Source organism: Pseudomonas sp. A-R-19, assembly GCF_019956575.1.
In the GTDB taxonomy this organism is placed as follows: Bacteria; Pseudomonadota; Gammaproteobacteria; order Pseudomonadales; family Pseudomonadaceae; genus Aquipseudomonas.
This window is the reverse complement of record NZ_JAHBDR010000034.1, coordinates 24636-36478: the sequence shown is the minus strand read 5'-3', so window position 1 is coordinate 36478 and position 11843 is coordinate 24636. Positions and strand designations below refer to the sequence as shown.

The window sequence follows — 11843 nt, the reverse complement described above, 5'->3', positions numbered from 1 at the left end:
CAATCGGCGCCAGACACGCGTCGAGCCGAAAACCGGCTCGACTTACAACAATTCAACGGGCACTTCCCTGTGCCCATGCAGCGGTACTAGCCCGGAACGCGACGGATCTTGGCGCCCAGCATCTGCAGTTTTTCTTCGATGCACTCGTAGCCACGATCTATGTGGTAGATGCGATCGATCAGCGTGTCGCCTTCGGCGATCAGGGCCGAGATCACCAGGCTGGCCGAAGCACGCAGGTCGGTTGCCATCACTGGCGCGCCCTTGAGCTTTTCGGTACCGGTGACGATCGCGGTGTTGCCTTCGACCTGGATCTTGGCGCCCATGCGGTGCAGCTCGTAGACGTGCATGAAGCGGTTTTCGAAGATCGTCTCGATCACAGCGCCCGTGCCTTCGGCAATGGCGTTGAGGGAGATGAACTGCGCTTGCATGTCGGTCGGGAACGCCGGGTACGGAGCGGTCCGCACGTTAACGGCTTTCGGCCGCTTGCCATGCATGTTGAGCTCGATCCAGTCTTCGCCGGTGGTGATTTCGGCACCGGACTCGCGGAGCTTTTCCAGGACGGCTTCGAGGATGGTCGGATCGGTATCCTTGACCTTCACACGGCCACCGGTCACCGCCGCCGCCACCAGGTAGGTGCCGGTTTCAATGCGGTCGGGCATCACTTTGTAAGTGGTGGTGTGCAGACGCTCGACGCCATCGATGGTGATGGTATCGGTACCGGCACCGGAGACCTTGGCGCCCATGGCGTTCAGGAAGTTCGCCAGATCGACGACTTCAGGTTCGCGAGCGGCGTTGGCCAGGACGCTGCGGCCCTTGGCCAATGCTGCGGCCATCATGATGTTTTCGGTACCGGTCACGCTGACGGTATCGAAGAAGAAGTGCGCACCGCGCAGGCCGCCTTCAGGCGCCTTGGCCTTGATGTAGCCGCCTTCGACGTCGATGACCGCGCCCATGGCTTCCAGGCCGCGGATGTGCAGGTCAACCGGACGCGAGCCGATGGCGCAACCGCCAGGCAGTGCGACTTCGGCTTCACCGAAACGGGCAACCATCGGGCCCAGTACCAGGATCGATGCACGCATGGTTTTAACCAGTTCGTACGGAGCGATCAGGGTCTTGATGGTGCGCGGATCGATTTCGACGGCCAGTTTCTCGTCGATCACCGGCTCGATACCCATACGACCGAACAGTTCGATCATGGTGGTGATGTCGTGCAGGTGCGGCAGGTTGGCAACGGTCACGGGACCATCGCACAGCAGCGTGGCCGCCAGGATCGGCAGGGCAGAGTTCTTTGCCCCGGAGATGCGGATTTCGCCGTCAAGACGAGCACCGCCAGTAATAATCAATTTATCCATAAGAATCTCGACGCCCTTGGGCTCAGGTGCGCTCGGCCCAGGCCGCGCTGCTGAAAAATTTCATAGTGACCGCATGGATGCTGCCATCGGTGATCCATGGGTTCAAATGGGCATAGATCTGCTGCTGACGCTTCACCGGGCTCAACGCCGCCAGTTCATCGCTAATCACGTTCAGCTGGAAATTGCAGCCTTCGCCCTCGACTTCTACCAACGTTCCGGGCAGCTTTCCTTCTAGGAAGCTCTTCACTTCTACGGCCTGCATGCTCAACCTCAATCGGCGCCCTGTGCGCGCGGGTCGGACATCATACAAAAAAGCCCCGCGCCTGCGAACCCCGCCAAGCAGGACTCAGACGGGGGGCTTCTTTATAGATGCGGGTTAGGGATGCGCCAACAGCTCGGTCATCTCGCTGACCTGAGCGATTTCACGCATGTCTTCCGGCATTCCACGGACACTCAGCGCCTTGCCGGCCGCCTGAGCATCGCGGATGAAACACAGCAGTAACGACAAACCGACACTGCTGGACTTGGTCACCGCCGAGCAATCGACCACCAGCGCCGCGGCCTTGCTGGCCTTGATCAGCGCCTTGCCCTGCTCGCGCAGGCCAGGGCCGGTACGGTAATCCAGCACGCCGCTGAGTCGCAGCTCGCCCGCTTCGTCCATCCGGACTGCCGACTCACTCATTGGGCTGACTGCCCTGGTTTCTGGTCAGTGGCTTCCTTGGCCTTGGCGACTTCCCCGGCCCAACCATTGATGGTCTTGTCCAGGTCGTTGCCATTGCGCTGCATGGCGTCAGCGAACTGATCGCGGAACAGCTTGCCAATGTTGATGCCATTGATGATGACGTTACGCAGCTTCCACTCGCCATTGATCTTTTCAAGCGTGTACGACACTGGATAGATCGCGCCGCTGCTACCCTTGACGACCATGCCAACGCTGGTACGGTCGCCCGACTCGTCTTTGGCCGGCTCAACCGTGATGCCCTGGTTGTTGTACTCCAGCAAGGCATTGCCATAGAACTGGAACAGACCCTTCTTGAAGTTTTCCTCAAAGGTCTTCATTTGCGCAGGCGTGGCTTTGCGCGAGTACTTGACGGTCATGATGCTCTTGGAAATACCTTCGGCGTCCACGACAGGACCGACGATGGTGTTCAGTGCCGTATAGAAGTCCTGCGGGTCCTGCTTGTACTTCTCTTTGTTTGCAGCCAGGTCCGCGAGCATACGATTGGTTGTGTCCTGCACCAGATCGTGCGCCGAGGGCGCCGCTACGGCATGGGACACCAGCGGCAGTGCCGCGAGCAGTACCAACAGGCCACGTCGCAAGGTAGAGATCATTTATACGCTCCTCATTTGGCGTCTTTGCTAACGGTATTGAGCAGGAATTTACCGATCAGGTCCTCGAGCACCAGCGATGACTGCGTGTCATGGATGGTTCCACCATCCTTGAGCAGGGCGTCTTCCCCGCCCACACTGATACCGATGTACTTCTCGCCCAACAGGCCAGCGGTCAGGATAGATGCAGTTGAGTCCGCCGGCAGATTATCGATGCGTTTTTCCAGCTGCATGGTCACCCGACCGGTAAAACTGTCGCGATCCAGATCGATAGCCGTGACCTTGCCGATGGTCACACCGGCCATGGTCACCTTTGCTCTGACAGTCAAACCGGCGATATTGTCAAAGTAGGCGTAAAGTTTATAGGTGTCGGTGCTCGGGCTCGGGGACAGGCCACTGACCCGCAACGCCAACAAGAGCAAAGCCAGGATGCCAGCCAGCAAGAAAAGGCCGACACCGATTTCCAGGGTGCGGTTTTGCATCAGAAATCTCCAAACATCAAGGCGGTCAGAATAAAGTCCAGGCCGAGTACTGCCAACGAGGCATATACAACGGTCTTGGTGGTGGCACGACTGATCCCCTCGGAAGTGGGTTCGCAGTCATAGCCCTGGAATACGGCGATCCAGGTCACGACAAAGGCAAATACGATACTTTTGATGATCCCGTTGAGCACATCCTCGGAGAACGTCACGCTGTTCTGCATGTTCGACCAGTAGGAACCTTCATAGACCCCCAGCCAGTCGACAGCTACCCACGAGCCGCCCCAGATACCCACCACGCTGAAAATCATCGCCAGCACCGGCAAGGAAATGAAACCGGCCCACAAGCGTGGCGCGATGATGTACTTGAGCGGGTCGACCCCGATCATCTCCAGGCTGGACAACTGCTCGGTGGACTTCATGTTGCCGATTTCGGCGGTCAACGCCGAACCTGCGCGCCCGGCGAACAGCAAGGCGGTCACCACCGGCCCCAGCTCACGCAGCAGTGTCAGCGCAACCATCTGCCCGACAGCCTGCTCCGAACCATAGCTGGAAAGAATGTTGAAGCCCTGCAGCGCCAGCACCATGCCGATGAACACCCCGGAGACCACGATGATCACCAGGGACATCACGCCCACCGAATGCAACTGCTTGACCAGCAGCCCGAAGCCGCCACCGATACCGCCCCGACCGAGCAAGGCATGGAACAGGAACAGGGCCGAACGCCCGAACACCGCCAGCACATCGATGCCGGCCTGGCCGAAGCGGCGCACGCGTTCTATCAATGAAATTCTGCGCATCAGCGCTTCCCCAGAAGATCTGCGCGGTAATCCGTCGCTGGAAAGTGGTACGGAACCGGGCCATCGGGTTCACCCGTCATGAACTGCCGAATGCGCGGTTCATCCGAGTTCATCAGCTCGTCCGGGGTCCCCTGCCCCAACACCTGGCCATCGCCCACCACATAAATGTAATCGGCAATGCTCGCGGTCTCGGCCAGATCGTGGGACACCACGATGCTGGTGATGCCCAGCGCATCGTTGAGCAAACGAATCAGGCGCACCAGGACGCCCATGGCGATGGGGTCCTGGCCGACAAAGGGCTCGTCGTACATGAGGATCTGTGGATCGAGCGCAATCGCCCGGGCCAGCGCAACTCGGCGCTTCATGCCGCCGGAAAGCTCGTCGGGCATCAGATCGATGGCACCGCGCAAACCCACGGCCTGCAGCTTGAGCAGGACGATGTCGCGGATCATTTCTTCCGGCAGTTGCGTGTGAACCCGCAGCGGAAAAGCGACGTTCTCGAAGACATCGAGGTCGGTAAACAGTGCGCCGCTCTGAAACAGCACGCCCATATGCTTGCGCGCATCGAACAGGTCACTGCGCGACAGCTTTGGCAGGTTCTGGCCGTTGACCCAGACTTCGCCCTTGGTGGGGCGCAATTGGGCACCCATCAAACGCAAAAGCGTGGTCTTGCCGCACCCGGAAGGCCCCATGATGCCGGTGACCTTGCCACGCGGGATACGGATATCGACATTATTGAAAATGCTGCGCGCACCGCGCTTGAAGGACAGTCCCTTCAGCTCGACCGCGTAGGCGTTATCGGCACTCATCTAAACTCCTTGCGATGCAGCCTCTCACTCGGACGCCTGGCTTTCTGACGAAAGCACATACCTCCCGGGCAGGCCGAACTGGCGGCGAACTATATCACTGCAAAGGCTGCGCGCCCAAGGCCAAAGCCGAGTCATGTGCAACTGCATAACCGGTTAAAAGCCCCATTTAGAAGGTTTCGGGTAACAAGGAGTGACAATGCGCGACGAACTTGCGTGAGGGATTCGATCATAACCGCTATAATCGCCGCCTTTTCATCAGGCTATACGATTTCTGACATGAGCCAATCCAGCGACCTGATTCAATCTGCACAACGCACCATCCGCCTCGAGGTAGAAGCCGTACAAGGCCTGCTACCCCAAATCGACGCAGATTTCGTACGCGCTTGCGAGATGATTCTGGCCAGCAAAGGCCGCGTGGTCGTGGTCGGCATGGGCAAGTCGGGGCACATCGGCAACAAGATTGCCGCCACCCTGGCCAGCACCGGCACCACGGCCTTTTTTGTGCACCCGGCTGAAGCCAGCCACGGTGACATGGGCATGATTACCCGCGACGACATCATTCTGGCGCTCTCGAACTCCGGTTCCACCAATGAAATCGTGACCCTGCTGCCACTGATCAAGCGCCTGGGCATTCAGCTGATCAGCATGACCGGCAACCCTGGCTCGCCGCTGGCCAAGGCCGCCGAGGTCAACCTCAATGTTCACGTCGAGCACGAAGCCTGCCCGCTGAACCTGGCACCGACCTCGTCGACCACCGCCGCACTGGTCATGGGCGACGCCCTGGCAGTCGCGCTGCTGGAAGCCCGCGGCTTTACCGCCGAAGACTTCGCCTTTTCCCATCCAGGCGGCGCCCTGGGTCGACGCCTGCTACTGAAAGTGGAAAATGTCATGCACGCAGGCCAGGAACTGCCGCAGGTCCAGCGCGGCACCCTGCTCAAGGATGCCCTGATGGAAATGACCCGCAAGGGCCTGGGCATGACCGTCATTCTGGAAGCCGACGGCAAACTGGCCGGAATCTTCACTGACGGTGATTTGCGCCGCACACTGGACCGCAGCATCGATATCCACAGCGCCATCATCGACCAGGTCATGACGGCCCATGGCAAGACCGCACGCGCCGAGATGCTCGCCGCCGAAGCGCTGAAAATCATGGAAGACCATAAAATCAGCGCATTGGTCGTGGTCGACAGCGAAGACCGCCCGGTCGGCGCCCTGAACATGCACGACTTGCTGCGTGCAGGAGTAATGTAATGAGTGCGGACCTGCTGCAACGCGGCAAACAGATCAAGCTGGCGGTGTTCGATGTCGATGGCGTGTTGACCGATGGCCGCCTGTACTTCCTCGAAGACGGCAGCGAATTCAAGACGTTCAACACCCTCGATGGCCAGGGCATCAAGATGCTGATGGCCGCCGGCGTGCAGACCGCCATCATCAGTGGCCGCAAGACCCCGGTGGTCGAGCGGCGCGCCAAAAACCTCGGTATCCCGCATCTGTATCAGGGGCGCGAAGACAAACTGGTGGTGCTCGACGAGCTGTTGGCGCAACTCAACCTGAGCTACGAACAGGTGGCCTACCTCGGCGACGACCTTCCGGACCTGCCGGTGATTCGCCGCGTCGGCCTGGGCATGGCGGTGGCCAATGCCGCCAGTTTCGTGCGTAAACACGCTCACGGCATCACCCTCGCCCGTGGCGGCGAAGGTGCCGCTCGCGAATTCTGCGAATTGATCCTGCGCGCCCAGGACCGCCTCGACGCGGCCAATGCGGCGTACCTGTGAGCCCACTATGCTGAGCAAAAAATTTCGCAACACCCTGATGTTCACTTGCATCGCGGCTATATTTGCCGCGGCTGGCTACTGGAACATCAGCCCGGAACGTTTTCTCGACAAGCCGGTAACGCCGGTCGATGAAAGCATGATCGACTATTACGCCATCAACGCCCACAGCGTGCAGTACCTGCCGGACGGCAAGCTGCAATATGACCTGGTGTCCGACAAGGTCGAGCATCTGAAAGCGACCGAGGTGACACTGCTGACCAACCCTGACCTGAACGTGTTCCGCGGCACTGAATTCCCGTGGCACGTCCAGAGCTTGCGCGGTGAGGTCAACCCCGACGGCACCCAGGTCGAACTGATCGATGACGTACGCATCACGCGCTTCGACGAGAAAAACCGCAAGACCCTGATCACCAGCACCCGCATGACCGTGTTCCCGCAGCAGCAATATGCGCAGACAGAGCAAGACGTTAGAATCGACGGCGCTGGCGGTGTATCGACTGGCAAGGGAATGAAAGCGTATTTGAAAGAAAGCAGGATACACCTGCTATCGAACGTAAGAGGACAGTATGAGGCTCGTTAAAACCCTCCCGATTTTGCTCAGTCTGGGCGCAGCACTGGGAAGCGTGAGCGCCTGGGCTCTGCCGGAAGATCAACAGCAGCCTATCCGCATTCAGGCCGACGATGCCCAACTGGACGACAAGCAAGGTATTGCAACCTATAAGGGTGACGTGATCATCACCCAAGGCTCAATGAAGGTGACCGGCAACACCGTCACCATCACCCGCACGCCGACCGGTGACATCGATGTAGTGACCTCGGTAGGCAACCTGGCGTACTTCGAGCAACTGCAAACCGCTGGCGATCCCAAACCCGTCCAGGGCTGGGGCGTGACCATCCAGTATCACGCGGCACAAAACCGGGTCGTGCTGATTGACAAGGCAAAAGTTGTCGACAAGGACAACAACGTCACCCAGGGCGAGAAAATCGTCTACGACACAGTCAAGAAGCTGGCCAGCGCCGGGCGTGCCACCGGCAGCAAGGTGACCGAGTCGCGTCCGCGCATCGACATGGTGATCCAGCCGAAGAAGAAAACCGACGAGAAAAAGGCCCAGTAATGGCAACTCTGAAAGCTCAGCATCTGGCCAAGAGCTACAAGAGCCGCCAGGTCGTGCGTGATGTCAGCCTGTCCATCGACAGCGGTCAGATCGTCGGCCTGCTTGGCCCTAACGGCGCCGGCAAGACCACCTGCTTCTACATGATCGTCGGCCTGGTGCAGGCCGATCAGGGCCGCGTCCTGATCGATGACCTGGACGTCAGCCACCAGCCGATGCACGGCCGTGCAAAAGCCGGCATTGGCTACCTGCCGCAAGAAGCATCGATCTTCCGCAAACTGTCGGTGGCCGACAACATCATGGCCATCCTCGAGACCCGCAAGGAACTCGACAAGGCCGGTCGGCGCAAAGAGCTGGAAAGCCTGCTGCAGGAATTCCACATCAGCCACATCCGCGACAACCTCGGCATGAGCCTGTCCGGTGGTGAGCGCCGTCGCGTGGAAATCGCCCGCGCCCTGGCCACCAACCCGAAATTCATCCTCCTCGACGAACCCTTCGCCGGCGTGGACCCGATTTCGGTCGGAGACATCAAGCAGATCATTCACCACCTCAAGGCCAAAGGCATTGGCGTGCTGATCACGGACCACAACGTTCGTGAAACCCTGGATATCTGTGAAACCGCCTATATCGTCAATGACGGTCAACTGATCGCCGAAGGCGATGCCGAGACCATCCTGGCCAACCAACTGGTCAAGGAAGTGTACCTGGGCCATGAGTTCCGCCTGTAAACGCTGAGTCGTGCCCAGGCAGTCGCCTGGGCACGTGATCCGCGATACGCCAGCGTTTCATGCGAACAAGCGTGTTCAGCCCTCAAAAAGGGCAGCGCGGCAACACAATTTAATAGTTTTTTATTGTTACAGCGGTCTAGGCAAACCCTTCAGTTTCGGGCATATAATTTGCTTAAGTTTGGCGCCCCGGCGCCCTGTAGTGGATGGCGCATGTGCGCCGGCGAATAAGGTGTTAAGCCCCTGCCATGAAACCATCGCTAGTCTTGAGAATGGGCCAGCAGCTGACGATGACACCGCAGCTGCAACAGGCCATCCGCCTGCTCCAATTGTCGACCCTGGACCTGCAACAGGAAATCCAGGAGGCCCTGGAGTCCAATCCGATGCTCGAACGCCAGGAAGAAGGCGACGACTTCGACAATTCCGACCCCATGGCCGACAACGCCGAACAAAAACCCAACACCGACATCCAGGAACCCTCCTACCAGGAAACCGCCCCGACGGTTGACAGCCTCGATGAGGGTGACTGGAACGAGCGCATCCCCAACGAACTCCCCGTCGACACCGCGTGGGAAGACGTTTACCAGACCAGCGCCAGCAGCCTGCCCAGCAATGACGATGACGAGTGGGACTTCACCACCCGCACCTCTGCCGGTGAAAGCCTGCAAAGCCACTTGCTGTGGCAACTGAACCTGGCACCGATGTCCGACACCGATCGCCTGATCGCCGTGACCCTGATCGACTGCATCAACAATCAGGGCTACCTGGACGAAACCCTCGAGGAAATCCTCGAAGCCTTCGACCCGGAACTGGACATCGAACTGGACGAAATCGAAGCCGTCCTGCACCGCATCCAGCAATTCGAGCCCGCCGGCATCGGCGCCCGCAACCTGGGCGAATGCCTGCTGCTGCAATTGCGCCAGCTACCCGCCAAGACCTCTTGGCTGGCCGAGGCCAAGCGCCTGGTCACCGATTACATCGACCTGCTTGGCAGCCGCGACTACAGCCAGTTGATGCGCCGCATGAAGCTCAAGGAAGACGAGCTGCGCCAGGTCATCGAGCTGGTCCAGAGCCTCAACCCGCGCCCGGGCTCGCAGATCGAGTCCACCGAAGCCGAGTACGTCGTTCCTGACGTTATCGTGCGCAAGGACAACGAGCGCTGGCTGGTGGAGCTGAATCAGGAGTCGGTGCCACGGCTGCGGGTCAACGCCCAGTATGCCGGTTTCGTGCGCCGCGCCGACACCAGCGCCGACAACACCTTCATGCGCAATCAGTTGCAGGAGGCCCGCTGGTTCATCAAGAGCCTGCAAAGCCGCAATGAAACCCTGATGAAGGTTGCCACCCAGATCGTCGAGCATCAGCGCGGATTCCTCGAATATGGCGACGAAGCCATGAAGCCGCTGGTCCTGCATGACATCGCCGAAGCGGTCGGCATGCATGAGTCGACGATTTCACGGGTGACCACCCAGAAGTTCATGCACACCCCCCGGGGAATATATGAACTGAAATACTTTTTCTCCAGCCATGTCAGCACCTCCGAAGGCGGCGAATGCTCGTCCACGGCGATCCGCGCGATCATCAAAAAACTGGTTGCCGCGGAAAATCAGAAAAAGCCGTTGAGTGACAGCAAGATCGCTGGTTTACTGGAGGCACAAGGCATTCAGGTGGCTCGCCGCACCGTCGCCAAGTACCGCGAATCTTTGGGGATCGCGCCTTCGAGCGAACGTAAGCGGTTGATGTAGGGCCACGCCACAGCGTTCCAGTGGTAGATCATCTGATCTACCGCTTTATGCACTGGCAACGAAGGAGAAGCTGTATGCAAGTCAACATCAGTGGACACCAACTGGAAGTGACCGAACCTCTTCGCACCTACATCGGCGAAAAACTCGAACGATTGGAGCGACATTTCGACAAGATCACTAACGTACAGGTCACGATGACCGTCGAAAAGCTGAAGCAGAAAATCGAAGCCACGCTGCATATTCCCGGGAATGAAGTGGTCGCAAACGCGGAACATACTGATATGTACGCGGCGATCGACGCACTCACCGACAAGCTGGATAAACAACTCAAAAAGCATAAGGAAAAGACCCAGAGCCTCCTTCAGGGCGCAACCGGTCGTTAACACTCCCAACCCATGATCCGACTTGAAAGTATCCTGACCCCCGGCCGTTCCCTGGTGAACGTGCCGGGTGGCAGTAAAAAGAAAGCCCTCGAACAAATTGCCAATCTGATCGCCCGCGAAGTGCCGGCTCTGGAGATGCAAGATGTCTTCGAGGCTCTGATTGCCCGTGAAAAACTCGGTTCCACCGGTTTTGGCAACGGCATCGCTATTCCACATTGCCGTCTCAAGGGTTGTGTTTCGCCCATCAGTGCACTGATGCACCTGGACGCCCCTATCGATTTCGACGCCATCGACGGCGCACCGGTTGACCTGCTGTTCGTACTGCTGGTCCCGGAAGCCGCCACCGATGCGCACCTTGAGCTGCTGCGACAGATCGCCAGCATGCTCGACCGCAAGGAAGTTCGCGAAAAACTGCGTAGTGCTACAAGCAACGAAGCCCTGTATCAGGTTGTCCTGGACGAGCAAAACGGTCAGTAATCATGCGCTTGATCATCGTCAGTGGCCGTTCCGGCTCAGGTAAAAGTACCGCCCTCAACGTTCTTGAGGACAACGGCTACTACTGCATCGACAATCTGCCTGCCGGCCTGCTCCCGGAACTGGCCGAACGAGCGTTGATTCATACCGAGCTATTGCAGCCGTTGGTCGCCGTTTCCATTGACGCCCGCAACCTGCCCAGCCACCTGTCACGCTTCCCCGACCTGCTCGAGGAAGTCCGCAGCCGCCACATCCAGTGCGATGTCCTGTATCTGGACGCCGACGAAGAAACCCTGCTCAAGCGCTTCTCGGAAACCCGCCGACGTCACCCCCTGACCAACGCCAACCGCTCGCTGGCCGAAGCCATCAGCGTCGAGAGCGCCCTGCTCGGGCCGATTGCCGACCTCGCCGATCTCAAGATCAACACCACCAGCCTGAACCTGTACCAACTGCGCGACGCCATCAAGCTGCGCCTGTTGAATCAGCCAGAACCCGGCACTGCGTTCCTGGTGGAGTCCTTCGGGTTCAAGCGTGGGATGCCGGTGGACGCCGACCTGGTGTTCGATGTGCGCTGCCTGCCCAACCCTTACTGGAAGCCGGAATTGCGCGAGCAGTCCGGGCTCGATCTACCGGTTGCCGAGTATCTGGCGGCACAGCCGGATGTCGAAGAGATGTTCCAGGACATTTCCACATACCTGCTAAAGTGGCTGCCTCGTTTTGCCGCCAGCAACCGCGCCTACGTCACCATTGCCATTGGCTGCACTGGCGGACATCACCGCTCCGTCTATCTGACCGAGCGTCTGGGACAGGTGCTGCAAAAATCACTGAAGAACGTCCAGGTTCGCCACCGCGACCTCAGCTAA

Annotated in this window: 16 protein-coding genes; 9 read left to right on the top strand and 7 right to left on the bottom strand. The window is 59.1% G+C overall.

Going from position 1 to position 11843, the window contains the following annotated elements; genetic code table 11:
- Window positions 1-86 precede the first annotated feature (86 nt).
- From murA to KGA88_RS04205, 7 genes are all read right to left on the bottom strand, one after another.
- Window positions 87-1352, bottom strand: coding sequence for a UDP-N-acetylglucosamine 1-carboxyvinyltransferase (gene murA / locus KGA88_RS04235; RefSeq protein WP_110659054.1), 1266 nt, complete (start codon window positions 1350-1352; stop codon window positions 87-89).
- Window positions 1353-1374: 22 nt separating this feature from the next.
- Window positions 1375-1614 carry a BolA family protein gene (locus KGA88_RS04230; RefSeq protein WP_007912386.1) on the bottom strand — a complete coding sequence of 80 codons (240 nt, stop codon included), beginning with the start codon at window positions 1612-1614 and terminating at the stop codon, window positions 1375-1377.
- A 114-nt stretch (window positions 1615-1728) separates the two neighbouring features.
- A complete protein-coding gene (locus tag KGA88_RS04225; RefSeq protein ID WP_223589163.1) occupies window positions 1729-2034 on the bottom strand; it encodes a lipid asymmetry maintenance protein MlaB in 306 nt (101 codons plus the stop codon).
- The gene (locus KGA88_RS04220; RefSeq protein WP_110659050.1) at window positions 2031-2684 is read right to left on the bottom strand and encodes a phospholipid-binding protein MlaC; all 654 of its coding nucleotides are present in this window, start codon (window positions 2682-2684) and stop codon (window positions 2031-2033) included. Before KGA88_RS04220 ends, KGA88_RS04225 begins: the two co-directional genes overlap by 4 nt.
- A gap of 11 nt (window positions 2685-2695) precedes the next feature.
- On the bottom strand, window positions 2696-3163 hold the full coding sequence (gene mlaD / locus KGA88_RS04215; RefSeq protein ID WP_110659048.1) for an outer membrane lipid asymmetry maintenance protein MlaD: 468 nt from the start codon (window positions 3161-3163) through the stop codon (window positions 2696-2698).
- Window positions 3163-3960, bottom strand: a complete 798-nt coding sequence (gene mlaE / locus KGA88_RS04210) for a lipid asymmetry maintenance ABC transporter permease subunit MlaE (protein ID WP_110659046.1) — start codon at window positions 3958-3960, stop codon at window positions 3163-3165. Before mlaE ends, mlaD begins: the two co-directional genes overlap by 1 nt.
- Window positions 3960-4769: an ATP-binding cassette domain-containing protein gene (locus KGA88_RS04205; protein ID WP_110659044.1), complete on the bottom strand. Its 810-nt coding sequence runs from the start codon at window positions 4767-4769 to the stop codon at window positions 3960-3962. The genes mlaE and KGA88_RS04205 overlap by 1 nt, the downstream gene beginning before the upstream one ends.
- Before the next feature lie 276 nt (window positions 4770-5045).
- Here KGA88_RS04205 and KGA88_RS04200 point away from each other — a divergent pair, with 276 nt between their 5' ends.
- The 9 genes from KGA88_RS04200 to rapZ all read left to right on the top strand — a co-directional run bounded on the left by KGA88_RS04200 (window position 5046) and on the right by rapZ (window position 11843).
- Window positions 5046-6020, top strand: coding sequence for a KpsF/GutQ family sugar-phosphate isomerase (locus KGA88_RS04200; RefSeq protein ID WP_110659042.1), 975 nt, complete (start codon window positions 5046-5048; stop codon window positions 6018-6020).
- On the top strand, window positions 6020-6544 hold the full coding sequence (locus KGA88_RS04195) for a KdsC family phosphatase (RefSeq protein ID WP_223589161.1): 525 nt from the start codon (window positions 6020-6022) through the stop codon (window positions 6542-6544). The genes KGA88_RS04200 and KGA88_RS04195 overlap by 1 nt, the downstream gene beginning before the upstream one ends.
- A gap of 7 nt (window positions 6545-6551) precedes the next feature.
- The gene (gene lptC / locus KGA88_RS04190) at window positions 6552-7124 is read left to right on the top strand and encodes an LPS export ABC transporter periplasmic protein LptC (protein WP_110659038.1); all 573 of its coding nucleotides are present in this window, start codon (window positions 6552-6554) and stop codon (window positions 7122-7124) included.
- Entirely contained in the window at window positions 7111-7659 is a 549-nt protein-coding gene (gene lptA / locus KGA88_RS04185; protein WP_110659036.1) for a lipopolysaccharide transport periplasmic protein LptA, read from the top strand. Before lptC ends, lptA begins: the two co-directional genes overlap by 14 nt.
- Entirely contained in the window at window positions 7659-8384 is a 726-nt protein-coding gene (lptB, locus tag KGA88_RS04180; RefSeq protein WP_103394162.1) for an LPS export ABC transporter ATP-binding protein, read from the top strand. Before lptA ends, lptB begins: the two co-directional genes overlap by 1 nt.
- Window positions 8385-8629: 245 nt before the next feature.
- The gene (locus KGA88_RS04175) at window positions 8630-10123 is read left to right on the top strand and encodes an RNA polymerase factor sigma-54 (protein WP_223589159.1); all 1494 of its coding nucleotides are present in this window, start codon (window positions 8630-8632) and stop codon (window positions 10121-10123) included.
- 74 nt (window positions 10124-10197) lie between these two features.
- Complete coding sequence (gene hpf, locus KGA88_RS04170) at window positions 10198-10506, top strand: ribosome hibernation-promoting factor, HPF/YfiA family (RefSeq protein ID WP_007941242.1); 309 nt, start codon at window positions 10198-10200, stop codon at window positions 10504-10506.
- Window positions 10507-10518: 12 nt separating this feature from the next.
- Complete coding sequence (ptsN, locus tag KGA88_RS04165) at window positions 10519-10983, top strand: PTS IIA-like nitrogen regulatory protein PtsN (protein ID WP_110659033.1); 465 nt, start codon at window positions 10519-10521, stop codon at window positions 10981-10983.
- A 2-nt stretch (window positions 10984-10985) separates the two neighbouring features.
- Entirely contained in the window at window positions 10986-11843 is an 858-nt protein-coding gene (gene rapZ, locus KGA88_RS04160) for an RNase adapter RapZ (protein ID WP_110659031.1), read from the top strand.

Coding starts and splice junctions, on each gene's coding strand:
- murA (WP_110659054.1), bottom strand. CDS start 1,352: ATGGATAAATTGATTATTACTGGCGGTGCTCGTCTTGACGGCGAAATC.
- KGA88_RS04230 (WP_007912386.1), bottom strand. CDS start 1,614: ATGCAGGCCGTAGAAGTGAAGAGCTTCCTAGAAGGAAAGCTGCCCGGA.
- KGA88_RS04225 (WP_223589163.1), bottom strand. CDS start 2,034: ATGAGTGAGTCGGCAGTCCGGATGGACGAAGCGGGCGAGCTGCGACTC.
- KGA88_RS04220 (WP_110659050.1), bottom strand. CDS start 2,684: ATGATCTCTACCTTGCGACGTGGCCTGTTGGTACTGCTCGCGGCACTG.
- mlaD (WP_110659048.1), bottom strand. CDS start 3,163: ATGCAAAACCGCACCCTGGAAATCGGTGTCGGCCTTTTCTTGCTGGCT.
- mlaE (WP_110659046.1), bottom strand. CDS start 3,960: ATGCGCAGAATTTCATTGATAGAACGCGTGCGCCGCTTCGGCCAGGCC.
- KGA88_RS04205 (WP_110659044.1), bottom strand. CDS start 4,769: ATGAGTGCCGATAACGCCTACGCGGTCGAGCTGAAGGGACTGTCCTTC.
- KGA88_RS04200 (WP_110659042.1), top strand. CDS start 5,046: ATGAGCCAATCCAGCGACCTGATTCAATCTGCACAACGCACCATCCGC.
- KGA88_RS04195 (WP_223589161.1), top strand. CDS start 6,020: ATGAGTGCGGACCTGCTGCAACGCGGCAAACAGATCAAGCTGGCGGTG.
- lptC (WP_110659038.1), top strand. CDS start 6,552: ATGCTGAGCAAAAAATTTCGCAACACCCTGATGTTCACTTGCATCGCG.
- lptA (WP_110659036.1), top strand. CDS start 7,111: ATGAGGCTCGTTAAAACCCTCCCGATTTTGCTCAGTCTGGGCGCAGCA.
- lptB (WP_103394162.1), top strand. CDS start 7,659: ATGGCAACTCTGAAAGCTCAGCATCTGGCCAAGAGCTACAAGAGCCGC.
- KGA88_RS04175 (WP_223589159.1), top strand. CDS start 8,630: ATGAAACCATCGCTAGTCTTGAGAATGGGCCAGCAGCTGACGATGACA.
- hpf (WP_007941242.1), top strand. CDS start 10,198: ATGCAAGTCAACATCAGTGGACACCAACTGGAAGTGACCGAACCTCTT.
- ptsN (WP_110659033.1), top strand. CDS start 10,519: ATGATCCGACTTGAAAGTATCCTGACCCCCGGCCGTTCCCTGGTGAAC.
- rapZ (WP_110659031.1), top strand. CDS start 10,986: ATGCGCTTGATCATCGTCAGTGGCCGTTCCGGCTCAGGTAAAAGTACC.